Raw genomic sequence first — 21,354 nt, 5'->3', positions numbered from 1 at the left:
GGCGCAGCCTGACGGATGAGGGGGCGGCCAGCCATGTGGCAAACGCCGGACAGGACGAAGCGCGCCCGCCGACAACGGCGAACCCTCACCCCCGCCGAGGAAATATTTTGGCGTCTTGTCCGCGACCGCCGCTTCGATAATCTCAAGTTTCGTCGCCAGACGCCCGTCGGCGGCGTGATCTGTGACTTCGTCTGCACGGAAATTCGACTCGTCGTAGAACTGGACGGCGGCGTCCATAAGCTTCATGAGGCGCAGGATGCTGAACGTGACGCCAGACTGGAGCAGGCGGGATTCATGGTGCTGAGATCGGGCAATGAAGCCTTTCTGTCCGACCCCAACGGCCTGTTGGGCGCGATCCGCGCACGCGCCGTGCAGATGCGGCTGCAGCCCCCTCATCCGAGCGGCTCCGCCGCCCACCTTCTCCCCCGAGGGGAGAAGGGCGAATGACCTTGCCCTCCCTGCGTGAAACGCTCGACGCCCACGGCCTGTCGGCCAAGAAGAGCTTCGGCCAGCACTTTCTGCTGGACCTGAACGTCACGCGGAAGATCGTCCGCTACGCCGGACCGTTCGACGGCCGCGCCGTCATCGAGGTCGGCCCCGGTCCCGGCGGCCTGACCCGCGCCCTGCTGGAGAGCGACGCGGGCAAGGTGGTGCTGGTCGAGAAGGATCCGCGCTTCATCCCCCTGCTGTCCGAACTGGACGACGGCTCGGGCCGCCTGACCATCGTCGAGGCCGACGCCCTGAAGGTGAAGGAAGCCGAACTCGTCGAGGGACCGGCGCACCTCGTCTCCAACCTGCCCTACAACGTCGGCACGCCGTTGCTGATCAAATGGCTGACGGGGCCGTGGACGCCGTGCGCCCTGACCCTGATGTTCCAGAAGGAAGTCGCCGAGCGCGTGGTGGCCCAGCCGGGCGAGGACGCCTATGGCCGTCTGGCCGTCATCAGTCAGGCCGTGGCCGAAGCGCGCATTGTCATGCATCTGCCCGCCGCCGCCTTCACCCCGCCGCCCAAGGTGGCCTCGGCCGTGGTGCATCTGATACCCTTGGCCGAGCGCCCCGCCCCCGACCGCCTGAAGCGGCTGGAACGGGTCACGGCGGCCGCCTTCGGCCAGCGTCGCAAGATGCTGCGCTCCAGCCTGAAACAACTTGGCGGCGCCGCCCTGTGCGAAGCCGCTGGAATCGAACCCGACGCCCGCGCCGAGACCATCGACGTGGCGGGCTTCCTCAGATTGGCCGACGCTTTGACATGACAGTAGAAATCGAACCCTTCCGCGCCATCGCCATCAGCCGCATCGCCCATGAGATGAAGGCTGAGGGCCAGTCGGTCATCCACATGGAGTTCGGCCAGCCCTCGACCGGCGCCCCCAGCCGCGCCATCGCCGAGGCCCACCGCGTGATCGACGCCGAGGCCGGCGGCTATTGGGAAAGCCCCAACCTGCGTGCCCGCGTGGCCAAGCTGTACAAGGACCGCTACGGCGTCGTCATCGACCCTGAGCGCGTCATCATGACCGCCGGCGCCTCTCCCGCCCTGGTGGTGGCGCTGAACATGCGCTTTGCTCCCGGCGACCGCGTGGCTATCGCTCGCCCCGGCTATGTCGCCTATCGCAACACGATGAAGGCCCTGCACATCGTCCCGCAGGAGATCGACTGCGGCCCCGACGTGCGCTTCCAGCTGACGGCCAAGGCGCTGCGCGACCTGGACCCGGCGCCCCAGGGCGTCATCATCGCCAGCCCCGCCAATCCGACTGGCACCGTCATCGCCGAGGACGAGCTGAAGGCCATCGTCGAGGTCTGCCGCGAGCGCAACATCAGCATCATCTCGGACGAGATCTATCACGGCATCACCTACGGCCATGACACGCCCTGCATGCTGCAGTTCGACGACAAGGCCATGATCGTCAACAGCTTCTCCAAATACTGGAGCATGGCGGGCTGGCGTCTGGGCTGGCTGATCCTGCCGGAAGAAGAGGTCCAGCAGGCCCGCGCGCGCATGGGCAACATGTTCCTGACGCCGCCGACGCTCAGCCAGTTCGCCGGCCTGGCCGCCATGGACTGCGAAGAAGAGCTGGAAGCCAACATCGACGTCTATCGCGCCAACCGCGAGCGGATGCTGGAAGCCCTGCCCGCCATGGGCCTGCGCTCGATCGCCCCGCCGGACGGCGCCTTCTACATCTATGCCGACATCGGCCACCTGACGAACGACAGCATGGCCTTCTGTGAGAAGCTGGTGCGCGAGACGGGCGTGGCCACGGCGCCGGGCGTCGACTTCGACCCCGTGAACGGCCACCGCTTCATCCGCTTCAGCTTCGCCGTCTCGACGCCCGAGATCGAGGACGCCCTGGCCCGCATGAAGACCTTCTTCGCCGCCCGCACCGAGGAAATGCAGGAACAGCGGACAGCCTAGGCGCGTTCGACAAGCCCCGGAACCTTCGGAGCTTTCATGTCGAAATCGCGTCTCGCCGTCTCAGTCCTGCCCTTCACCCTGGCCGTGCTCGCGGCCTGCGGATCGCCCGCTGAGACGCCGAGGCCCGAACAGGCCCCGGTCGCCGAAACCGCCGCCTCCGCTCTGAATCGCGAGGCGGTCGAGGCCGCCGTATTTGAGACCGTCGCCGCCCCCGTCGAGGGTCAACCCGCGCGGCCCGACGCGGCGACCGCGCGCGCCCAGATCCTGCTGGACCGCGCCAACTTCTCGCCGGGCGTGATCGACGGCCTGGGCGGCGACAACACCCGCCAGGCCATCGCCGCCTTCGAAAAGGCCGCCGGTCTGCCTCAGGACGGGGGTGCTGGACGCCGAGGTGTTCCGCCGCCTGACCTCGGGCGACGACGGCCGCGTACTGACCGACTACACGATCACCGCCGCCGACTTGGCCGGTCCCTTCATCGGCCAGGTTCCGGCCGATCTGACCGACATGGCCAAGCTCCAGACCGTCGGCTACGCCACGCCGCTGGAGATGCTGGCCGAGAAGTTCCACATGACCGAGGGCCTGCTGCAGGCGCTCAACCCCGGCGTTGACTTCGGCAAGGCGGGCCAGACCATCGTCGTCGCCGCCGTGGCCCAGACCGAGCTGACGGGCGACGTGGCCCATATCGTCGTCGACAAGGCCGAGCGGTCGGTGCGGGTCTATGATGCGGCGGACAAGCTGCTGGCCTTCTATCCGGCCACCATCGGCAGTTCGGCGCGCCCGGCGCCCTCGGGCGAGCTGACCGTCGTCGGCGTCGCGCCCGAGCCCAACTACACCTACGACCCGGACCGGGTCAGCTATGATCGGGGCGACCGCAAGGTCATCGTGCCGCCGGGACCGAACAATCCGGTCGGCTCCGTGTGGATCGACCTGTCGCGCGACACCTACGGCATCCACGGCACGCCGGACCCGTCCAAGGTCGGCAAGACCTTTTCCAGCGGCTGCGTGCGCCTGACCAACTGGGACGCCGAGCAACTGGCCTCCAAGGTCAAGCCGGGCGTGCGCGTGACCTTCCGCTAGTCGCCGTAGAGATCAGCCGCCGTCCGACCGGGCGCGTCCAGTTGCGTCAGCGGCAGCGGCGGCGGGTCCAGCGTCACGCCCAGCGCCTGATAGGTCGCCGCGCTGGAGAAGCCGTAAGGCTCTGCGTCCGCATTGCTGAAGGCGTAGTAGACGGCGCTGACGCGCGTCATCACCGCCGCCGCCAGGCACATGGGGCACGGGTGCCCGCTGGCGTAGAGCACCGCGCCCGACAGGTCGACGCCGCCCAGCGCCGGCCCGGCTTGACGCAGGGCCTCCATCTCGGCGTGGGAGCTGGGATCGTTCGTCGCCAGCATGCGGTTGACGCCGCTGGCGACCAGCGCCCCGTCCTTGACCAGGACCGCGCCGAACGGCCGACCGCCCGCCTTGACGTTCTCCAGCGCCAGATCGACGGCCTGGGCCAGCCAGCGGCGGTGTTCAGCCTCGGACATGGGCGTCAGACCACTTCCTTCAGCAGCGCCTGCTTGTAGCCGTCGACCCACAGGTTGCGGTGACGGCGGCTGCGCTCGGCGTGATAGATGTGGGCCAGTTCGGCGTAGGACCGGTCGAAGTCCTCGTTGACCAGCACATAGTCGAAGTCGTCGCAGTGCTCGATCTCGCCCTTGGCGTTGGCGACGCGGCGCTCGATCACGTCCTCGGCGTCCTGAGAGCGCGTCACCAGACGGCGGCGAAGCTCCTCAAGGCTGGGCGGCAGGATGAAGACCCGCACGGCGTCGCCGGGGCATTTGGCGGCCACGTCGCGGGCGCCCTGCCAGTCGATGTCGAACAGGACGTCGCGCCCTTCGGCCAGAGCGCGCTCGACCGGAGCGGCCGGGCTGCCGTAGCGGTTGCCGTGCACATCGGCCCATTCCAGGAAGGCGTCGGCGTCGACCAGGCGCTGGAATTGCTCCTTGCTGACGAAGTTGTAGTCGCGCCCGTCCACCTCGCCCGGACGGATGTCGCGGGTGGTCATGGAGACCGACAGCTCCAGCCCCTTATGGTCGGCCATCAGGCGGCGGCACAGCGAGGTCTTTCCGGCCCCCGACGGACTGGCCACGATCAGCAGGACGCCACGGCGGGGGGTGCGGTTATTCGACATTCTGAACTTGTTCTCGAAGCTGCTCGATGACGGCCTTCAACTCCAGGCCGATTCCGGTGAGCGCGGTCGTAGCGGATTTCGAGCAGAGGGTGTTCGCCTCGCGCATGAATTCCTGCATCAGGAAGTCGAGTTTTCGACCGGCGGGGGGTTGCTGCAACAGTGCACGGGCCGAGGCGACGTGGGCCGTCAGTCGGTCCAACTCCTCGCGCACGTCGGCCTTGGTCGCCAGCGCCGCCGCCTCGAGGAAGACGCGCTCGTCCAGACCGGGCGCATCGGGCGCCAGTTCGCTGATGCGGCGAGTAAAGCGTTCGCGGATGGCCTCGACCTGAGCCGACGCCTCAAGCTCGGCGCGCGCGACCAGGGCCTCGATGGTCCCGACGAAATCATGAATGACGGGCGTCAGTTGTTCGCCTTCGCGCTGGCGTGAGGCCTTCAGCGCATCCAGCGCCTGTTCGACCGTGGCGACCATGGCGGCCTCAAGGGCGGCGCGTGCTTCAGCGTCCTCGTCCTCTTCGGCGACCTCGATGACGCCGCGCAGGGCCAGCAGACCGTCGGCCGAGGGCGGGGTCGCCCCCTCCTCCGCCAACTGGTTCGCCAGCCGCAGATAGGTCGCCAGCACAGCCTCATTGACGCGCGGCGCGGGTTCCGTCCCCTCGGCGCGCTTGGCCTGCAGGCCCAGCGTCACCTGCCCCCGGTTCAGCCGCGCCTGAGCCGCCGCCTTGGCCAACCGCTCCAGATTGTCGAAGCCGTGCGGGCCGCGATAGCGTGTCTCCAGCGAGCGCCCGTTGACCGAGCGCGCCTCGACCGTCCAGGTCCAGCCGTCCAGCGCCCCATCGGCCCGGCCAAAGCCGGTCATGCCCGAGATTTGGCCTGAAATCTGACTCATCGTCCGACCTCCGTCGGCACGCGAATGACCTTGGCGCCCGGCGGAATGGCGAGAGGCGACGCGGCCTCGTCCGTCATCGGCGCCGGCGAGGTCTCAGGCGCGCTCTCTCCCGCCGCCAGACCGGCCTTGCGGCGTTCGATCTCGCGCCAGCGGGCCACGTTCAGCAGATGCTCCTGATAGGTGCGGGCGAAGACGTGGCCGCCCGTGCCGTCGGCGACGAAGAAGACGTATTCCGAGCGCGGCGGGTTCAGCACGGCCTTGATCGCCTCCTCGCCCGGATTGGCGATGGGCGTCGGCGGCAGGCCGTCGATCAGATAGGTGTTCCACGGCGTCGGATTGCGCAGCTCGGACAACAGGATGCCGCGCCCCAGCGGCCGCCCCTTGGTCACGCCGTAGACGATGGTCGGGTCGCTCTCCAGCCGCATCCCCAGGCGCAGGCGGTTGGTGAAGACGGCCGCCACCTCGGGCCGTTCGGAGGCGATGCCCGTCTCCTTCTCGACGATGGAGGCCAGGATGACGGCCTCTTCCGGCGTCGTGACGACCGTGGAAGGCGAGCGGGCGGCCCACAGGGTCTCCAGCTTGGTCTTGGCGGCGCGCTGCATCCGGGCGACGACGGCCGCGCGAGTCTCGCCGCGCGTGACCTCATAGGTTTCGGGCCACAGGCTGCCCTCGGGCGGAACCTCGACCTCGCCGGTCAGGACCGGCTGTTTCATCAGGATGTCGACCGCCTGGGCGCTGGACCAGCCCTCGGGCAGGGTCACATAGTGGCGTACCGCCTTGCCGTCGACCAGCAGGCCCACCACCGTCGCCAGAGAGGCGCCCGACGGCACCTCATATTCGCCCGCGCGGATCTTGCGGTCGGCGCCCGTCAGGCTGATCGCAGCCCGGAACAGGTCGGTCGAGCGGATCACCCCCGCCGATTTCAGATTGGCCGCGATGGCCGGAACGCCCGCCCCGGACGGCAGGGTGACGATGGTCGCCTCCCCTTCCGCCGCCTTCGGCCCCGGCCCCCAGTAGATGGCCCAGAACGCCACCAGCGCCGCGACGAGGAACAGGCCCAGCGTCCCGGCGGCGGTGATCAGGCCGACGCCGAGGCCGAAACGAGAGCCTCCGCCTCCGCCGCCCTTTTTCGGAACGCGCGACTTGGGAATGCGAACCTTGGGGGTGCGGGGGGGCGGAGCCTTGGCCAAGTCAGTCGACCTTCTTGAAGATCACGGCCGCATTGGTGCCGCCGAAGCCGAAGCTGTTGGACATCGCCACGTCGATCTTCTTGGCCTTGCCCTTGCGCGGGATCAGGTCGATCGGCGTCTCCATCTCCGGATCGTCCAGATTGATGGTCGGCGGCGCCATCTGGTCGCGGATGGCCAGGACCGAGAAGATGCTTTCGATCGCCCCGGCGGCGCCCAGCAGGTGGCCCGTCATCGACTTGGTGGACGACACGGCCAGATCCTTGGCGTGGTCGCCGACCAGGCGTTCGACCGCCTTCAGCTCGATCCAGTCGGCCATGGTCGAGGTGCCGTGGGTGTTGACGTAGTCGAGATCCGACGGCTGCATTCCGGCGCGCTTCAGCGCCGCCTTCATGGCCCGCAGACCGCCGTCGCCGTCTTCCGACGGGGCGGTGATGTGATAGGCGTCGCCGCTCATGCCGTAGCCGACGACCTCGGCGTAGATCTTGGCGCCGCGCGCCTTGGCGTGTTCGTATTCTTCCAAAACCATGACGCCCGCGCCCTCGCCCATGACGAAGCCCGCATGGCCGCGGTCATAGGGGCGCGAGGCCTTCTCCGGCGTGTCGTTATAGGCGGTGCACAGCGCCTTGCAGGCCAGGAAGCCCGCGATGCCGATCGGCACGACCGAGCTTTCGGCGCCGCCCGCCACCATGACGTCAGCGTCGCCCAGGGCGATCATCCGGGCCGCGTCGCCGATGGCGTGGGCGCCGGTGGCGCAGGCGGTGACGACCGAGTGGTTCGGCCCCTTCAGGCCGTGACGGATCGAGATCTGGCCCGACGCCAAATTGATCAGGGCCGAGGGAATGAAAAAGGGGCTGACCCGGCGGACGCCCTGTTCCTTCAGCACGATGGCCGTGTCGGCGATGGGGCCCAGGCCGCCGATGCCGGAGCCGACCATGACGCCGGTGGCTTCCTTGTCGTCTTCCGATTCCGGCTTCCAGTTCGCGTCGGCCAGCGCCTCGTCCGCCGCCGCGATGGCGTACAGGATGAAGTCGTCGACGCGCTTGCGGTCCTTGGCCGACATCACCTGATCGGGATCGAAGACGCCGGGCTGACCGGCCTCGCCGCCGCCGCGTCCGTCGACGCTGGGGACTTCGCCCGCGATGGTGCAGCCGTAGCCTTCGGTGTCGAAGGCGGTGATCGGACGGATGCCCGAACGACCGTCCAGAATGCCCTTCCAGACGTGCTCGACGCCCGTGCCCAGAGGCGTGACCAGGCCAAGGCCCGTGATGACGACGCGGCGCATGGTTCGCGCTCCTTCTTGGTCAGAATCGTAGCCAGAAACACTAATGGCCGCCGGACGGTCCCGCTAGGGGTCCGTCACGGCGGCCATCAGCTGGTAAGTGCGACGAATCGCAGCCGGATCAGGCGGCCAGCTTCTCGTCGATGAACTTCACCGCGTCGCCGACGGTCTGGATGTGCTCGGCGGCGTCATCCGGGATTTCGACGTCGAATTCTTCTTCGAAGGCCATGACCAGTTCGACGTTGTCGAGCGAGTCGGCGCCCAGGTCGTCGATGAAGGAAGCCTTCTCGGTGACCTTGTCCGGATCGGCGTCCAGGTGGTCGATCACGATCTTGCGGACGCGTTCGAGGGTGTCGGACATGAGTGTCTCTCTGCCTGTTTGAAATCGCCGTGAAGGCGGGTCTTGGGTTGTTTCGCCGTGTCACGGCTGCCTGTCGGGATCAAGCCTCAATGAGACTCACCCCCGAAAGACGTCCGAGCCCTTTAGCACAGGGTGACGGCGTGGAAATAGTCTGTTGCGCGTCGTGATGGCGCCGCGCAACGGGTTCAGATCATCGCCATGCCGCCGTTGACGTGCAGCGTCTGGCCGGTGACGTAGGCTGCTTCATCCGACGACAGATAGACGGCGGCCGAGGCGATTTCGTCGCCGGCGCCCAGACGTCCGGCCGGAATCTTCGACAGGATGGCCTCGCGCTGCTGATCGTTCAGCACGTCGGTCATCGGCGAGGCGATGAAGCCCGGCGCGATGCAGTTGACCGTGATCCCGCGCGAACCGACTTCCTGGGCCAGCGACTTGGAGAAGCCGATCATCCCAGCCTTGGAGGCGGAATAGTTGGTCTGGCCGGGGTTGCCGGTGACGCCGACCACCGAGGTGATGCCGATGATGCGGCCCGAACGGCGCTTCATCATCCCCTTCACCGCCGCGCGGGTCAGGCGGAAATAGCTCTCGAGGTTGATCTGAATGACCGACTGGAAGTCCTCGTCCTTCATCCGCATCAGCAGGCCGTCCTTGGTGATGCCCGCATTGGCGACCAGGATGTCCAGCGGCGCGCCCGCCGCCGTCTCGGCCGCGTTCACCAGATTGTCGACCGACTCCGGATCCGAAAGGTTCGCCGTGGCGAAGTGGGCCCGCTCGCCCAGTTCCTTGGCCAGATCGGCCAGCACGGCTTCGCGCGTGCCGGACAGGACGACAGTGGCCCCTTGCGCGTGCAGGGCGCGGGCGATGGCCCCGCCGATGCCGCCGGTGGCGCCGGTCACGAGGGCGGTCTTGCCGGTAAGGTCGAACATCTCTGTCTCTCCTCTTCCTTCTCCCCTTGCGGGAGAAGGTGGCCCGTCAGGGCCGGATGAGGGGTCGTGCCGACCCCTGCCGTGTTTTCAATCTTGAGAGGCTCTGTCGGACCCGTCCGCGAAACCCCTCATCCGTCTGGCTGCGCCAGCCACCTTCTCCCGCAAGGGGAGAAGGATCAAAGGCTTTTCGCGAAGGCTTCCAGCTCTTCGGCCGTGTTCAGCGCCAGAGCCTCGGCGTCGGGCGCGATACGCTTGGCCATGCCGGTCAGCACCTTGCCCGAGCCGACCTCGACAAAGCGGGTCACGCCGCCTTCAGAGGCCATCCACTCCATGCTCTCGCGCCAGCGCACGCGCCCCGTGACCTGCTCGACCAGCAGGCGGCGGATGACCTCGGCGTCGGTTTCCGGACGGGCGGTGACGTTGGCGACCACCGGCACGACGGGCGCGACGATCTTCGCGTCGGCGAGCGCGGCGGCCATCTCGTCCGCGGCAGGCTGCATCAGCGGGCAGTGGAAGGGCGCTGAAACGTTCAGCGGAATGGCGCGCGCGCCCAGTTCCTTGGCCTTCTCGATGGCCATATCCACGGCGGCCTTGTCGCCCGAGATGACGACGTTGCCCTTGTTGTTGTCGTTGGCGACGACGCAGACGCCCGCCGCCGAACCGGCCTTGGCCGCCTCTTCAGCCAGCGCCAGATCGGTCTTGGGGCCGATCAGCGAGGCCATCGCGCCCTTCCCCACCGGCACGGCGCGCTGCATGGCCTGACCGCGCAGCTTCAGCAGGCGGGCGGTGTCCGACAGGCTGATCGCGCCCGCCGCCGCCAGGGCCGAATATTCGCCCAGGGAGTGACCGGCGACGAAGGCGGCGCGCGCCACGTCGACGCCGAACTCGACCTTCAGCACCCGCGCCGTGGCGACCGACACGGCCATCAGGGCCGGCTGGGCGTTCTCGGTCAGGGTCAGTTGATCTTCCGGCCCTTCGCGCATCAGCTCGAACAGCTTCTGGTTCAGGGCGTCGTCCACCTCGGCGAAGACTTCGCGCGCGCTGGCGAAGGCGTCCGACAGGGCGACGCCCATGCCGACCGACTGGCTGCCCTGACCGGGAAAGAGAAGCGCGAGGCTCATCCGGGATCGTCCGTCATCCGTTGAATCAAGCCGCGAGGGGTAGGCGAATCCCTCCCCTACGGCAAGAAGAACGCGACAGCGGACAGGCCTCGCGCCCGTCCTCAGTCCTTGATTTCCGCCGTGCAGGGACGGTCGTCCGGCCCCGCCGCGCCGTCACAACGACGCAGAGCCAGCAGGGTGTCCTCAGTCTCGATCAGCCGCTTCGTCCCATCGGCCTGCCGCTCCAGCGTGAAGGCGTCGTACAGCCCGCCCGTCGCCGTAAAGGCGCGGAACGACAGGCGGTCCGCCTCGACGTCAATCAGCTGATACAGTTCGGTGTTCTCGGCCGCGCGCACCGGCTGCGTGTCCGCCCGGTCGTTCAGTCCATACATCTTGGAGCCGGTGACGGAGACGACATAGACGGGCCCCTGCGGACGGCCCGCCGCGCTGTCGGCGCGCGACGCCTCGGCCCCGGCCGGGTTGGAGACGCGGCCGTAGCAATGGTCATGCCCCTGCAGCACCAGATCGATGTTGCGGGCGTCGAAGATCGGCTTCCAGGCGGCCTTCAGCTCCTCGGTGTCCTCGGGCCGGGCGCAGGTGTAGATCGGCTGGTGGAACAGGGCGACATTCCAGCGCGCCGGGCTTTCGGCCAGCACCTTGTCCAGCCAGCGCGTCTGGCTTTCCCCGGCGCCCAGGTCGATGGCCGCCGTGCCGTCCAGCACGATGAAGCGCACGCCCTGATAATCGACGTAGTAACTGGTCGCCTTCGCCCCCTCGGCGCCGTTGTCCGGCAGGGCGAACTGCAGCGGCCAGTGCGGGGCCCAGAAGGCGCGATTCCTCGCCATTGGGCAGGATATGATCGACGTATTCGTGGTTGCCGCTGGCGGGCAGTTGCGGCGTCATGGCGAAGGCGCGACCGCCCGCCTCGGTCCATTCGCCCCACTCGTCGTCGTGAACCTTGACCTCGCGCTGGGCCACCAGATCGCCCGCATGGACGACCAGGGCCGCCGGTCCCGCCTCCTTGAAGGCCGAGCGGATCACGCGCGAGCCGATCTCCAGAATGTCGTTCTGCGTGTCGCCCAGATAGATGAAGAGGAAGGGCGCGAACTCGGCCTTCGCCGTGCGGAACGGCAGCCACTCGCTCCAGCCGTCGGCGGCGCGCACGCGATAGACATAGCGCGTGTCCGGCTTCAGCCCGTCAAAGCGCGCCTGATGATAGAAGGCGCGGCCGTTCTCGTTCTTGATCGGCGCCGTGGTCCCGGCCACGGTGCGGGCGGCGAAGCCCAGCAGGGGGCCGTCGATCTCCTCGGCGATCTGGGCCTCAGCGGCGGTCTGGCGCGCATCGGTGCGCCAGGCGACGGCGGCGCCGCGCGCGGCGTCTGCGGCGGGGCTCAGCACGATGCGGTCGGCCCAACCCTTGGCGGCCCAGCGGCCGTTGGGCGCGTGCAGCGGCGGCGGCAGCGGATCGGGGTCCGGCGGCGCGACGACCTGGGCCATGGAGGGCGCGGCGGCCAGCAGAACAGACGCGGCCAAACAGGCGACGGACAGCTTCATGACGATGTTTCCCCGAACCTCACGTGGTCGAGGGCGACGCCTAGCGGCCCAATGCGACGGTTCGCCGGGGCTTTTGTGAAACTCCTGCGAGGAATATGCCGCCTACGACGGGATCAGGCCCAGCAGCTCCTTGCCCGCCAGCACGGCGAACAGCAGGGCCGCCGCTCCCAACATCAGGTTGGAAATCCAGCCGCTGCGCCATTCCTGCGGCGTCCGGGCGCTGTTCAGCAGCCACAGAAGCGTCCCCGCCAGGAAGGGCATGAACAGGCTGCCCAGCACCCCATATGCGACAATCAGCCCGAACGGCCGATCCATGAACAGCAGCAGCATCGGCGGGAACGTCAGCCACTGGGCGTAGGCGCGGAACGCCCGGCTCTTGTCGCCGCGCGCCTTCGGATTGTCGGAGCGGCCGCGCACATGGGCGGTGAAGTCGGCGAACATCAGGCTGACGCCCTGCCACACGCCCAGCAGGCTGGAGAAGCTGGTGGCCCAGAAGCCGACCAGGAACAGGATGGAGATCGGCCGCCCGAACCGCTCGCGCAGCACCTGGTCCAGATCCAGCAGCCCCCGGTCCCCGCCCTGCAGGGCGATGCCCGCGCTGTAGAGCAGCTCGGCCCCGACGATCAGCATGGCGACCACGAAGACGCCGGTGACGACATAGGCCACCCGGTTGTCCAGGCGCATGACCGCCATCCAGCCCGGCCCCTTCCAGCCCTTGGCGTTCAGCCAGTAGCCATAGGCCGCCATGGTGATGGTGCCCCCTACCCCGCCGATCAGGCCCAGGGTGTAGAAGGCCGACCCTTCCGGCAGGCTCGGCCACAGGCCGGTCAGCAGTTCAGGCAGGTTCGGCGTGACGATCACGGCCAGGCCGACGACGGTGACGAACATCACCCCGACGCAGGCCGTCATCACCTTTTCGAACAGGCCATAGCCGCCGAACCAGACGAAGATCAGCCCGGCGACCCCGCTCAGCATCCCCCAGGCCTTGAGATCCAGCACGGGGAACAGCGCCGCCAGCGGCAGAGCCGTCGAAGTCATGGCCGCCGCCCCATAGACGAAGCCCCACACCACTACATAGACGCCGAAATAGAGCCCGGCCCAGTTCAGCCGCCCGTCCAGCCAGCCGCCGCCCAGACTGGACCAGCCCTCGAACATCGTCCGCTCGCTGGACAGGGTCCACCGGCCCACGGCCTCGGCCAGGGCGATCTTCAGCACGGTCCCGACGACGGCGGCCCACAGCAGGGCGTAGCCGAAGCGCGATCCGGCGATCAGGGTGGCGACCAGATCGCCCGCCCCCACCCCTGTCGCCGCCACCACGATTCCCGGCCCGATCAGCGACCAGCGGTTCCTCGGCGTCGGCGTTTGCGTCATCCTGAAGGCTCCGGTTGCGTGAACCATAACCGTGCCGCGCTTCGCCGCCCATGCCAATCGCCGGCGCAAGGGCCGCCGCGCCTTGCCCTGTCGGGGTTTTTCCCGTATAGGCGCGCCCTTTCCAGGGCTTCGGTCCTGCTGCGGAACGTCAAAGGGTCGGGAAACTCCCGTCCGCCGCGTCAGGAGCCATCGTGGACGAACTCCCCGGTTCGCCCGCGCCGATGTCCGCCAAGGGAGAATGCCGCATGGCTCTTTACGAGCACACGGTCATGACGCGCCAGGATATCTCGGCGCAACAGGCCGAAGCGCTGAACGACACCATCAAGGCTCTGATCGAAGAAAACGGCGGCTCCGTCGCCAAGATCGAGTACTGGGGTCTGCGCAACCTGACCTACCGGGTCAAGAAGAACCGCAAGGCTCACTATTCGCTGATGGCCGTCGACTGCCCGCCGGCCGCCATGGCCGAAGTCGAGCGCCAGCTGTCGATCAACGAAGACGTGCTGCGCTGGCTGACCATCCGCGTCGAGGAACTCGACCTGGAGCTGTCGCCCCTGCTGGCCCGCCGTGAACGCGAGCGTGACCGCAGCGCCCCGCGCGGCGACGACGCCGCGGCTTCGGAATAAGGAACCGGATCATGACCGATACGACTGCCCCCATCCCGGGCGCTCCGGCCGGCTCCGGCCCGGCCCGTCGCCCCTTCTATCGTCGTCGCAAGGTGTGCCCGTTCTCGGGCGCCAACGCGCCGAAGATCGACTACAAGGACGTGAAGCTGCTGCAGCGTTACGTCTCCGAACGCGGCAAGATCGTGCCCTCGCGCATCACCGCCGTTTCCGCCAAGAAGCAACGCGAGCTGGCCAAGGCCATCAAGCGCGCCCGCTACCTGGCCCTGCTGCCGTACGTGGTGAAGTAAGATGAAGGTCGTTCTGCTGGAACGCGTCGAGAACCTCGGCGCCATCGGCGACGTCGTCACTGTCAAGGACGGCTTCGCCCGCAACTTCCTCCTGCCGCGCGACAAGGCGCGTCGGGCCACGGAAGCCAACCTGAAGGCCTTCGAAATCGAGCGCGCCGCCATTGAGGCCCGCAACGACAAGAACAAGGCCGAAGCTCAGAAGATCGCCGACAAGATCGACGGTCAGAGCTACGTCATGATCCGTCAGGCCGGCGAAACCGGCCAGCTGTACGGCTCGGTCGCCGGCCGCGACGTCGCTGAGGTCGTTCGCGCCGAAGGCGGCAAGGTCGAGCGCTCGCAGGTCGTCCTGAACACGGCGATCAAGACGCTGGGCGTTCACGAAGTGCTGGTTCGCCTGCACCCCGAGGTCTCGGCCACCGTCAAGATCAACATCGCCCGTTCGGCCGACGAAGCCGAGCGTCAAGCGAAGGGCGAGGACGTGATCCGCGCTCAGTTCGACGACGAGCGTAACGCCGCCGACCAGGCCGCTCAGGAGCTGCTGGAAGGCGGCGCCGGCCAACAGGAAGGCTTCGGCGACGAAGCCTGATCCTGTCGCTTCGGCGAGATGATCGAGGGGCGTTTCCGCAAGGAAGCGCCCCTTTTTCTTGGGCTGAACGCCCCCTGTTCCGCTCGCTCGGCGGACGCCGGGGCGGGCGGGTATTGAGCATATCGCTCACACTTTAGTTTCCCTAAACATCCTCGCACATAATCTCGATAGGCGTCGCCGTTTTCGCACCGCAATATCGCCATGGCTCGTCGCCGTTGACGGGCAGGAGATGACGATGCACCCCGGTCTTTACGCCCGACTGCATCGCCCGGTTGTGCGACCGGCGCGATGTCCGTTCCAGCGACCCTGAAACCGCCCTCCCTGACCAGCCCGCCGCCGGTCCGCGGTTTCCGTCCGCTTTAAGAATTTCGCTTCCCGACGCGCCTGACGTCCGCCCTTCCGCGGCGGCGATCCCTGACGTGCGTCCAATCAGAAAAGACGACCTCTCGAGATGACCTCCCGCTTTCCCCGCCGCCCCGCCCTTCTGGCCGCCGTATCCGGCGTCGCCCTGCTGATCGCAGGCGCCGCCAGCGCCCAAACTGTGCCTGACGACGCGACCTCGGTCGACGACATCGTGGTGACGGGCACCCGCGCCCCGGCCCGCTCGCGCCTGGACACCCTGGCCCCCGTCGACGTGGTGACGGCCGAGACCCTGCAGAACCGCGGCACGACCGAGTTCGCCGCCGCCCTGGCCCAGACGGTGCCGTCCCTGACCTTCCAGCGGCCCTCGGCCAACGACGGCACGGACTCGATCCGTCCCGCCACCCTGCGCGGCCTGTCGCCGGATCAGACCCTGGTGCTGGTCAACGGCACGCGCCGCCACGCCTCGGCCCTGGTCAACGTCAACGGCACGGTCGGCCGCGGCTCGGCCGCCGTCGACCTGAACGCCATCCCCAGCGGCGCTCTGGACCGGGTCGAGGTGCTGCGCGACGGCGCCTCGGCGCAATACGGCTCGGACGCCATCGCCGGCGTGGTCAACCTGCGCCTCAAGGAAGCCCGCGAGGGCGGCGGCGCCAGCGTCACCTACGGCCAGTATTTCACCAATGTGGAGACCGCGCGCGGCAAGCGGGACGAGCAGGACGGCCGCGCCGTCACCGTCTCGGCCTGGCAGGGCTTCGGCCTGGGCTCGGACGGCTTCCTGACCCTGTCGGCGGAGTATTCCGACCGCGACCCGACCAACCGTTCGGACTACGATCCGCGCCCCGCCGCCAACGGCGCGATCACCGCCCGCTTCGGCGACCCCAAGGTCGAGCAGTGGAGCGTCTTCGCCAATGCAGGCAAGCCGCTGAACGCCGACTGGGAAGCCTATGGCTGGGCCGGCTATCAGGAACGCGACAGCTCATCCGCCGCCTTCCCGCGCCTGTCGAACAACCCCAACAACGTGCCGTCCATCTATCCGAACGGCTTCCTGCCCAAGATCGCCATCAACTCCCAAGACGTTTCAGCCGCCGGCGGCGTGCGCGGGGCTCTGGCCGGATGGGACGCGGACTTCAGCCTGGTCTACGGCCGCAACGCCCTGGAATTCCGCACCGAGGACTCGCTGAACGCCACCTATGGCGCCGCCTCCCCGACCAGCTTCGATTCCGGCGGCCTGACCTATGACCAGTTGGTCTTCGGCGCCGACTTCACCCGCCAGTTCGAGATCGGCCTGGACGGCGGCCCGTTGAACTTCGCCTGGGGTCTGGAGGCCCGCAAGGAGAACTACAAGATCGACGCCGGTCAGCCGGAATCGTGGAACCGCGGCCCGCTGGGATCGAACACCGCCCTGGCCGGCGGCGCCCAGGGCTTCCCCGGCTTCCAGCCCTCGAACGCGGTCGATGAAGACCGCGACGCCGTGGCCCTGTACGCCGACGTCGAAATCCCGCTGACTGAAAAACTGACGGTCGAGGGCGCGCTGCGCGTCGAGGACTATTCCGACTTCGGCGACGCCCAGACGGGCAAGTTCGCCGCCCGCTACGACTTCACCCCGAACTTCGCCCTGCGCGGCTCGGCGTCGACCGGCTTCCGCGCCCCATCGCTGCAGCAGAGCTTCTTCACCTCGACCTCCTCGGTCGTGCAGAACGGCGGCTTCGTCGAAACCGGCACCTTCCCCGCCACCAGCGAAGTCGCCTCGGTTCTGGGCGCCCGTCCGCTGAAGGCCGAGACCTCGACCAACTACACCCTGGGCGCCGTGATCCGGCTGGGTAATTTCGACCTGACCGTCGACGCCTACCGCATCGAGATCGAGAACCAGATCGTCCTGTCGGAGCTGATCAACCGCAGCTTCTCGTCTCAGGTCGCCGGTCTGCTGGACCCGCTGGGCGTCCAGGCCGCGCGCTTCTTCCTCAACGGGGTGTCGACCGAAACCGAAGGCGTCGACATCGTCGGCCGCTATCGCCTGCGCACCGAGACGGCGGGCGATTGGGACTTCACCGTCGCCGCCAACGTCAACGACGTCAGCGTGACCAAGACCCCGACCTCTTCCTCGGTGCTGAACCCGGTCCCGACCCTGTTCGCGCGCCAGCGCATCCTGACCATCGAGGAGGGCACGCCGGACACCAAGGTCTCCGCCTCGGCCGACTGGAGCCAGGGCCGCTGGGGCGCCACGGCGCGAGCGACCTATTACGCCAGCGTGCTGCAACCCGGCTCGACGTCCGCCAACGACTATTCGACCGGCGACAAGACCACCATCGACCTGGAAGGCCGCTTCCAGATCACCGACCGGGTCGGCCTGGCGATCGGCGTGGACAACGTCTTCGACGAATACCCGGACTTCGTGCCCGCCAACCTGAACAACAACGGGGTGCTGGGCTTCCCTTACTACTCGCCGTTCGGGTTCAACGGCCGCTACGGCTACGCCCGGTTGAACGTGAAGTGGTGATGGACTTGGAGCGCGCGCTTCGGGGCTTCCTCCCTGTCCTTTGAGCGCGCCTCCCTCGTCAGACGCGGCGGCCCGCGGGGAGCCGCCGCGTCTGACGAAAACTTAATGTGGGCCAACGTTCGTCGGTCATGGTTCGGTCGCGAACCGCGCGCTAGGCTTCACCGTCTCGCGGGAGGGAAGCCCATGAAAGCCGCCACATTCGCCGCCGTCGCCGCCCTGGCGCTGTCCGCCCTGCCCAGCGCCGCCGCCGCCGCAATGACGGTGCAGGAGTTCCTGACCTCCGCCAACCGCATCCCTCGCAATCCCACGGCGCTGCTGCGGTCGGACACGCGGCGGCTGATGAATGAGATAAACGGAGCCTTCAAGGCGGTGCGCGACGATCAGGTCGCCGCCAAGGCTGCGGGACGGCGCTCCGCCACCTGCATTCCCGAAGGCGCCAAGATCAGCCTGTCGCCCGACATGATCCTGAACCGTTTCAACGCCATCCCGGCCCAGCGGCGCAGCATCAGCGTCAATCAGGCCGTGCGCGAGTGGATGGCCGAGGAATACCCCTGCCCCGCCTGATCGGCTCCCGAACCCTTGCACAGCGGCGCAGGCGAGCGCATCTAGCCCTCCATGCCGCGTTCCGTTCCCGTCCTCTTCGCCGCGTCGCTAGGCGCCCTGACTCTGCTCGCCTCCGCGCCCCTGACCCAGGCCCAGTCGTCTGACATGACCGTCCAGCAGTTCCTGACGATCGGTCATGACATCCCGCGCAACCGCGCCGTGGCCATAATGCGCCCGGACACCCGCCGCCTGATCCGCGTCGTCACCGGCGCCGTCAGCACGGTCAAGGCCGAGCAGGCCTCGGCCGTCTCGGCGGGCCGCACGCCGGCGCACTGCATCCCCGCCTCCGGCACCGGCATCACGCCCGAGGCTCTGGTCGCACGCTTCGAGGCCATGCCGGAATCGCGCCGTCGCATCACCGTGACCCAGGCCGTGCGCGATTGGATGGCCGAGCGCTACCCCTGCCGCGCCTGACGACCTCCTACTGATCCGACAGCGGTTTTCCGCGCCCGTCCACAGGCGTCGGCGACTGTCCACGACCACGACCCCGCCCGCGTCTGACGCAGGGCGCGCCTATGCGTATTGATGATGCCGATGAACGCCGCCTTCGCTCCGATGCCCTATGACGCCCCCGACGCCGTGCAGGTGTCGTCCATGCCCCACAACCTTGAGGCGGAGCAGGCCCTGCTGGGTTCGCTGATGTTCGACAACGCCGTGTTCGAGCGCCTGTCGGACCGGCTGCGCGGCAGCCATTTCTACGAGCCCTTCCACCAGCGCCTGTTCGATGCGGTCGAGGACCACATCCGCCAGGGCCTGCTGGCCGAGCCGACCATTCTGATGGAGCGGTTCAAGCAGGATCCGGCGTTCCAGGAGTTCGGCGGCCTGCGTTACCTCGCCGATCTGGTGGACCGGGCGCCGCCCGCCGCCAACGCCCCCGACTACGCCCGCGTCGTCTATGATCTGGCCCTGCGCCGCGACCTGATCCGCATCGGCGGCGAGATCATCAAGGAGGCGCCCAACCCCGAGACGCCCGCCGACGAACAGATCGAACAGGCCGAACAGACCCTGTATTCACTGGCCGAGACGGGCAAGCCTTCGTCGGGCTTCGTCAGCTTCTCCCACGCCCTGTCCGGCGCCGTGGAGATGGCGGGCGAGGCCTATCAGCGCGAGGGCAAGCTGGCCGGTCTGGCCACCCGCCTGGACGACCTGGACCAGAAGCTGGGCGGCCTGCACCCGTCCGACCTTCTGATCCTCGCGGGCCGTCCCTCGATGGGCAAGACGGCGCTGGCGACCAACATCGCCTTCAACGTCGCGCGGAACTATCGCTGGGAGCCGACGCCGGACGGCGGACGCAAGACCGTCGACGGCGGCGTCGTCGCCTTCTACTCGCTGGAAATGAGCGCCGAACAGCTGGCCATGCGTATCCTGGCCGACGCCTCGGGCGTGTCCTCGGACAAGCTGCGCAAGGGCGAGATCGACGCCTCGGACTTCGGCAAGATCCGCGACGCCGCCATCGAGATCGGCGAAAGCCCCCTCTACATCGACGCTACCGGCGGCCTGTCCATCTCCAAGCTGGCGGCGCGCGCGCGACGGCTGAAGCGGATGGAGCACGGCCTCGACCTGATCGTGGTCGACTACCTGCAACTCGTGACGACCGGCGAGAACAGCCAGAAGAACCGGGTGCAGGAAGTGTCCGAAATCACCGGCGGCCTGAAGGCGCTGGCCAAGGAGCTGAACGTCCCCATCATCGCCCTGTCGCAGTTGTCGCGTCAGGTCGAGCAGCGCGAGGACAAGCGGCCGCAACTGTCCGACCTGCGGGAATCCGGCTCGATCGAACAGGACGCCGACTGCGTCATGTTCGTCTATCGCGAAAGCTACTACCTGGGCCGCGCCGAGCCGCGCGAAGGCACCGAAGAACACCTGAAGTGGCAGGAAGACATGGACCGCCTGCAGCACCAGGCCGAGGTGGTCATCGGCAAGCAGCGTCACGGCCCCATCGGCATCGTCAAGCTGGCGTTCGATTCCAACACCACCCGCTTCGGCAACCTGGCCCACGACGGCCGCTACGGCGGCGCCTATGCGGATATTCCGGAGTAGGCCGTCAAAGCGGTGGCGCCGCCCGAACAGCGGCCTATAACCGTCGCCATGACCTCCCCCGTCCTCGCTCCCGCCGTCCTCAACGTCGATCTGGACGCGCTCGCCCGCAACTATCGCACCCTGGGCGCCGTCAGCGGCGCGCCGGTCAATCCGGTCGTGAAGGCCGACGGCTACGGCCTCGGCGCCGCCGCCGTGACCCAGCGCCTGATGGCCGAGGGGGCGCGCACCTTCTTCGTCGCCCGCGCGGCCGAGGGCGTGCGCCTGCGCGAGGCGATCGGGCCTGAGCCGGTCATCTACATTCTGGACGGCTGCCACGGCGATGGCGCCGCCATGCTCAAGGCGTCCAACCTGCGGCCCGTCATCAACCACCCGACCCAGCTTCAGACCTGGCAGGCGGCGGGCGGCGGCGCCTGCGGGCTTCAGATCGACACCGGCATGAACCGCCTGGGCTTTCGCGTCGAGGACGCGCCCGAACCGTTCGAGGGTCTCGAACTGGTGATGACCCACCTGGCCTGCGCGGACGAACCGTCGAACCCGCTGAACCGCGCCCAGCGCGACGCCTATGCGGCGGCGGCGGCCCGCTATCCGGGCGTGACGCGCTCCTTCGCCAACTCGGGCGGCTGCTTCCTGGGGCCGGACTTCGCCTTCGACGTGGTGCGGCCGGGCATCTGCCTCTACGGCGGCGGGCCGGAAGGCCGCCCGCACGAGAAAATCGCTCCCGTCGCCAGCCTGATCGCCCAAGCGGTGCAGGTGCGCGACGTTCCGGCAGGCGAAACCGTCGGCTATTCGCAAGGGTATAGGGCGGAGCGGCCGATGCGCGTGGCGACCGTTGGCGCGGGCTACGCCGACGGCGTGCTGCGCTCTTACAGCCCCAAGGGGCAGGTCTTCATCGCGGGCGGGATGCGGCCGATCATCGGCCGGGTGTCGATGGACGTGCTGGCGGTCGACGTGACCGGCCTGGACGTCAAGGCGGGCGATCCGGTGGAGATCTTCGGCGCCAACCGCCTGATCGACGACGCGGCGACGGCGGCGGGCACCATCAGCTATGAGCTGCTGACCTCGATCACGCCGCGCGTGCCGCGCGTCTATCAGGGCTGAACAGCAAAGGGCTGA

General features: G+C 68.2%; 22 protein-coding genes and 2 pseudogenes. 13 read left to right on the top strand and 11 right to left on the bottom strand.

Annotated features, from left to right (window positions below):
• Nucleotides 1–33 precede the first annotated feature (33 nt).
• The 5 genes and pseudogenes from FGL25_RS05505 (at nt 34) to FGL25_RS05490 (ending at nt 3,482) form a co-directional block, all read left to right on the top strand.
• Nucleotides 34–447: an endonuclease domain-containing protein gene (locus FGL25_RS05505; RefSeq protein ID WP_046654368.1), complete on the top strand. Its 414-nt coding sequence runs from the start codon at nt 34–36 to the stop codon at nt 445–447.
• Complete coding sequence (gene rsmA, locus FGL25_RS05500) at nt 444–1,250, top strand: 16S rRNA (adenine(1518)-N(6)/adenine(1519)-N(6))-dimethyltransferase RsmA (protein WP_003165432.1); 807 nt, start codon at nt 444–446, stop codon at nt 1,248–1,250. Before FGL25_RS05505 ends, rsmA begins: the two co-directional genes overlap by 4 nt.
• Nucleotides 1,247–2,404: a pyridoxal phosphate-dependent aminotransferase gene (locus FGL25_RS05495; protein ID WP_138141163.1), complete on the top strand. Its 1,158-nt coding sequence runs from the start codon at nt 1,247–1,249 to the stop codon at nt 2,402–2,404. The genes rsmA and FGL25_RS05495 overlap by 4 nt, the downstream gene beginning before the upstream one ends.
• A gap of 36 nt (nt 2,405–2,440) precedes the next feature.
• Nucleotides 2,441–2,731 (top strand): annotated as a pseudogene (locus tag FGL25_RS17385) (hypothetical protein); the annotation flags it as partial.
• 49 nt (nt 2,732–2,780) lie between these two features.
• Complete coding sequence (locus tag FGL25_RS05490; RefSeq protein ID WP_252970044.1) at nt 2,781–3,482, top strand: L,D-transpeptidase; 702 nt, start codon at nt 2,781–2,783, stop codon at nt 3,480–3,482.
• Here FGL25_RS05490 and FGL25_RS05485 read toward each other — a convergent pair.
• The 11 genes and pseudogenes from FGL25_RS05485 to FGL25_RS05440 all read right to left on the bottom strand — a co-directional run bounded on the left by FGL25_RS05485 (nt 3,479) and on the right by FGL25_RS05440 (nt 13,245).
• Nucleotides 3,479–3,931 carry a nucleoside deaminase gene (locus FGL25_RS05485; protein WP_088409913.1) on the bottom strand — a complete coding sequence of 151 codons (453 nt, stop codon included), beginning with the start codon at nt 3,929–3,931 and terminating at the stop codon, nt 3,479–3,481. The genes FGL25_RS05490 and FGL25_RS05485 overlap by 4 nt on opposite strands.
• Nucleotides 3,932–3,936: 5 nt before the next feature.
• Nucleotides 3,937–4,578: a guanylate kinase gene (gene gmk / locus FGL25_RS05480; RefSeq protein ID WP_040345659.1), complete on the bottom strand. Its 642-nt coding sequence runs from the start codon at nt 4,576–4,578 to the stop codon at nt 3,937–3,939.
• Nucleotides 4,568–5,464, bottom strand: coding sequence for a YicC/YloC family endoribonuclease (locus tag FGL25_RS05475; protein ID WP_138141162.1), 897 nt, complete (start codon nt 5,462–5,464; stop codon nt 4,568–4,570). Before FGL25_RS05475 ends, gmk begins: the two co-directional genes overlap by 11 nt.
• Complete coding sequence (mltG, locus tag FGL25_RS05470) at nt 5,461–6,654, bottom strand: endolytic transglycosylase MltG (protein WP_138141161.1); 1,194 nt, start codon at nt 6,652–6,654, stop codon at nt 5,461–5,463. The genes FGL25_RS05475 and mltG overlap by 4 nt, the downstream gene beginning before the upstream one ends.
• A gap of 1 nt (nt 6,655) precedes the next feature.
• Nucleotides 6,656–7,936 (bottom strand): beta-ketoacyl-ACP synthase II, encoded by a 1,281-nt coding sequence (gene fabF / locus FGL25_RS05465; RefSeq protein WP_138141160.1) that lies wholly within the window; start codon nt 7,934–7,936, stop codon nt 6,656–6,658.
• A 118-nt stretch (nt 7,937–8,054) separates the two neighbouring features.
• Nucleotides 8,055–8,294, bottom strand: coding sequence for an acyl carrier protein (locus FGL25_RS05460; RefSeq protein WP_003165440.1), 240 nt, complete (start codon nt 8,292–8,294; stop codon nt 8,055–8,057).
• A 185-nt stretch (nt 8,295–8,479) separates the two neighbouring features.
• Nucleotides 8,480–9,220 carry a 3-oxoacyl-[acyl-carrier-protein] reductase gene (gene fabG, locus FGL25_RS05455; RefSeq protein ID WP_138141159.1) on the bottom strand — a complete coding sequence of 247 codons (741 nt, stop codon included), beginning with the start codon at nt 9,218–9,220 and terminating at the stop codon, nt 8,480–8,482.
• A gap of 176 nt (nt 9,221–9,396) precedes the next feature.
• Nucleotides 9,397–10,341 carry an ACP S-malonyltransferase gene (gene fabD, locus FGL25_RS05450; protein WP_138141158.1) on the bottom strand — a complete coding sequence of 315 codons (945 nt, stop codon included), beginning with the start codon at nt 10,339–10,341 and terminating at the stop codon, nt 9,397–9,399.
• A 101-nt stretch (nt 10,342–10,442) separates the two neighbouring features.
• Complete coding sequence (locus tag FGL25_RS17380) at nt 10,443–11,165, bottom strand: metallophosphoesterase family protein (protein WP_354702792.1); 723 nt, start codon at nt 11,163–11,165, stop codon at nt 10,443–10,445.
• Nucleotides 11,166–11,499: 334 nt separating this feature from the next.
• Nucleotides 11,500–11,817: pseudogene (locus FGL25_RS17375) on the bottom strand (fibronectin type III domain-containing protein); the annotation flags it as partial.
• A gap of 159 nt (nt 11,818–11,976) precedes the next feature.
• Nucleotides 11,977–13,245, bottom strand: a complete 1,269-nt coding sequence (locus FGL25_RS05440; RefSeq protein WP_167493291.1) for an Nramp family divalent metal transporter — start codon at nt 13,243–13,245, stop codon at nt 11,977–11,979.
• Nucleotides 13,246–13,490: 245 nt separating this feature from the next.
• On the opposite strand from FGL25_RS05440, the gene rpsF reads away from it, so the two are divergent.
• The 8 genes from rpsF (at nt 13,491) to alr (ending at nt 21,339) form a co-directional block, all read left to right on the top strand.
• Nucleotides 13,491–13,868 (top strand): 30S ribosomal protein S6, encoded by a 378-nt coding sequence (rpsF, locus tag FGL25_RS05435; RefSeq protein ID WP_003165448.1) that lies wholly within the window; start codon nt 13,491–13,493, stop codon nt 13,866–13,868.
• An 11-nt stretch (nt 13,869–13,879) separates the two neighbouring features.
• Nucleotides 13,880–14,155 (top strand): 30S ribosomal protein S18, encoded by a 276-nt coding sequence (gene rpsR, locus FGL25_RS05430; RefSeq protein WP_003167100.1) that lies wholly within the window; start codon nt 13,880–13,882, stop codon nt 14,153–14,155.
• 1 nt (nt 14,156) lies between these two features.
• On the top strand, nt 14,157–14,741 hold the full coding sequence (gene rplI, locus FGL25_RS05425) for a 50S ribosomal protein L9 (RefSeq protein ID WP_003165450.1): 585 nt from the start codon (nt 14,157–14,159) through the stop codon (nt 14,739–14,741).
• Between the two features lie 451 nt (nt 14,742–15,192).
• Nucleotides 15,193–17,601, top strand: a complete 2,409-nt coding sequence (locus FGL25_RS05420; protein ID WP_138141157.1) for a TonB-dependent receptor plug domain-containing protein — start codon at nt 15,193–15,195, stop codon at nt 17,599–17,601.
• Nucleotides 17,602–17,784: 183 nt separating this feature from the next.
• Nucleotides 17,785–18,165 (top strand): hypothetical protein, encoded by a 381-nt coding sequence (locus FGL25_RS05415; protein ID WP_138141156.1) that lies wholly within the window; start codon nt 17,785–17,787, stop codon nt 18,163–18,165.
• Between the two features lie 51 nt (nt 18,166–18,216).
• Nucleotides 18,217–18,618, top strand: coding sequence for a hypothetical protein (locus FGL25_RS05410; protein WP_138141155.1), 402 nt, complete (start codon nt 18,217–18,219; stop codon nt 18,616–18,618).
• A 120-nt stretch (nt 18,619–18,738) separates the two neighbouring features.
• Complete coding sequence (locus FGL25_RS05405; RefSeq protein WP_046654370.1) at nt 18,739–20,241, top strand: replicative DNA helicase; 1,503 nt, start codon at nt 18,739–18,741, stop codon at nt 20,239–20,241.
• A 48-nt stretch (nt 20,242–20,289) separates the two neighbouring features.
• Nucleotides 20,290–21,339: an alanine racemase gene (gene alr, locus FGL25_RS05400; protein WP_138141154.1), complete on the top strand. Its 1,050-nt coding sequence runs from the start codon at nt 20,290–20,292 to the stop codon at nt 21,337–21,339.
• The last annotated feature ends 15 nt before the right edge of the window (nt 21,340–21,354 follow it).

Origin of the sequence: Brevundimonas vancanneytii, assembly GCF_901421975.1 — a bacterium.
In the GTDB taxonomy this organism is placed as follows: Bacteria; Pseudomonadota; Alphaproteobacteria; order Caulobacterales; family Caulobacteraceae; genus Brevundimonas; species Brevundimonas diminuta.
Note: the sequence above shows the minus strand (reverse complement) of the source record. Positions and strands in the feature narration are given on the sequence as shown.

Bases quoted from the DNA above. Each gene is read 5' to 3' on its own strand.
- FGL25_RS05505 (WP_046654368.1), top strand. From the start codon at position 34: ATGTGGCAAACGCCGGACAGGACGAAGCGCGCCCGCCGACAACGGCGA.
- rsmA (WP_003165432.1), top strand. From the start codon at position 444: ATGACCTTGCCCTCCCTGCGTGAAACGCTCGACGCCCACGGCCTGTCG.
- FGL25_RS05495 (WP_138141163.1), top strand. From the start codon at position 1,247: ATGACAGTAGAAATCGAACCCTTCCGCGCCATCGCCATCAGCCGCATC.
- FGL25_RS05485 (WP_088409913.1), bottom strand. From the start codon at position 3,931: ATGTCCGAGGCTGAACACCGCCGCTGGCTGGCCCAGGCCGTCGATCTG.
- gmk (WP_040345659.1), bottom strand. From the start codon at position 4,578: ATGTCGAATAACCGCACCCCCCGCCGTGGCGTCCTGCTGATCGTGGCC.
- FGL25_RS05475 (WP_138141162.1), bottom strand. From the start codon at position 5,464: ATGAGTCAGATTTCAGGCCAAATCTCGGGCATGACCGGCTTTGGCCGG.
- fabF (WP_138141160.1), bottom strand. From the start codon at position 7,936: ATGCGCCGCGTCGTCATCACGGGCCTTGGCCTGGTCACGCCTCTGGGC.
- FGL25_RS05460 (WP_003165440.1), bottom strand. From the start codon at position 8,294: ATGTCCGACACCCTCGAACGCGTCCGCAAGATCGTGATCGACCACCTG.
- fabG (WP_138141159.1), bottom strand. From the start codon at position 9,220: ATGTTCGACCTTACCGGCAAGACCGCCCTCGTGACCGGCGCCACCGGC.
- fabD (WP_138141158.1), bottom strand. From the start codon at position 10,341: ATGAGCCTCGCGCTTCTCTTTCCCGGTCAGGGCAGCCAGTCGGTCGGC.
- FGL25_RS17380 (WP_354702792.1), bottom strand. From the start codon at position 11,165: ATGGCGAGGAATCGCGCCTTCTGGGCCCCGCACTGGCCGCTGCAGTTC.
- FGL25_RS05440 (WP_167493291.1), bottom strand. From the start codon at position 13,245: ATGACGCAAACGCCGACGCCGAGGAACCGCTGGTCGCTGATCGGGCCG.
- rpsF (WP_003165448.1), top strand. From the start codon at position 13,491: ATGGCTCTTTACGAGCACACGGTCATGACGCGCCAGGATATCTCGGCG.
- rpsR (WP_003167100.1), top strand. From the start codon at position 13,880: ATGACCGATACGACTGCCCCCATCCCGGGCGCTCCGGCCGGCTCCGGC.
- rplI (WP_003165450.1), top strand. From the start codon at position 14,157: ATGAAGGTCGTTCTGCTGGAACGCGTCGAGAACCTCGGCGCCATCGGC.
- FGL25_RS05420 (WP_138141157.1), top strand. From the start codon at position 15,193: ATGACCTCCCGCTTTCCCCGCCGCCCCGCCCTTCTGGCCGCCGTATCC.
- FGL25_RS05415 (WP_138141156.1), top strand. From the start codon at position 17,785: ATGAAAGCCGCCACATTCGCCGCCGTCGCCGCCCTGGCGCTGTCCGCC.
- FGL25_RS05410 (WP_138141155.1), top strand. From the start codon at position 18,217: ATGCCGCGTTCCGTTCCCGTCCTCTTCGCCGCGTCGCTAGGCGCCCTG.
- FGL25_RS05405 (WP_046654370.1), top strand. From the start codon at position 18,739: ATGAACGCCGCCTTCGCTCCGATGCCCTATGACGCCCCCGACGCCGTG.
- alr (WP_138141154.1), top strand. From the start codon at position 20,290: ATGACCTCCCCCGTCCTCGCTCCCGCCGTCCTCAACGTCGATCTGGAC.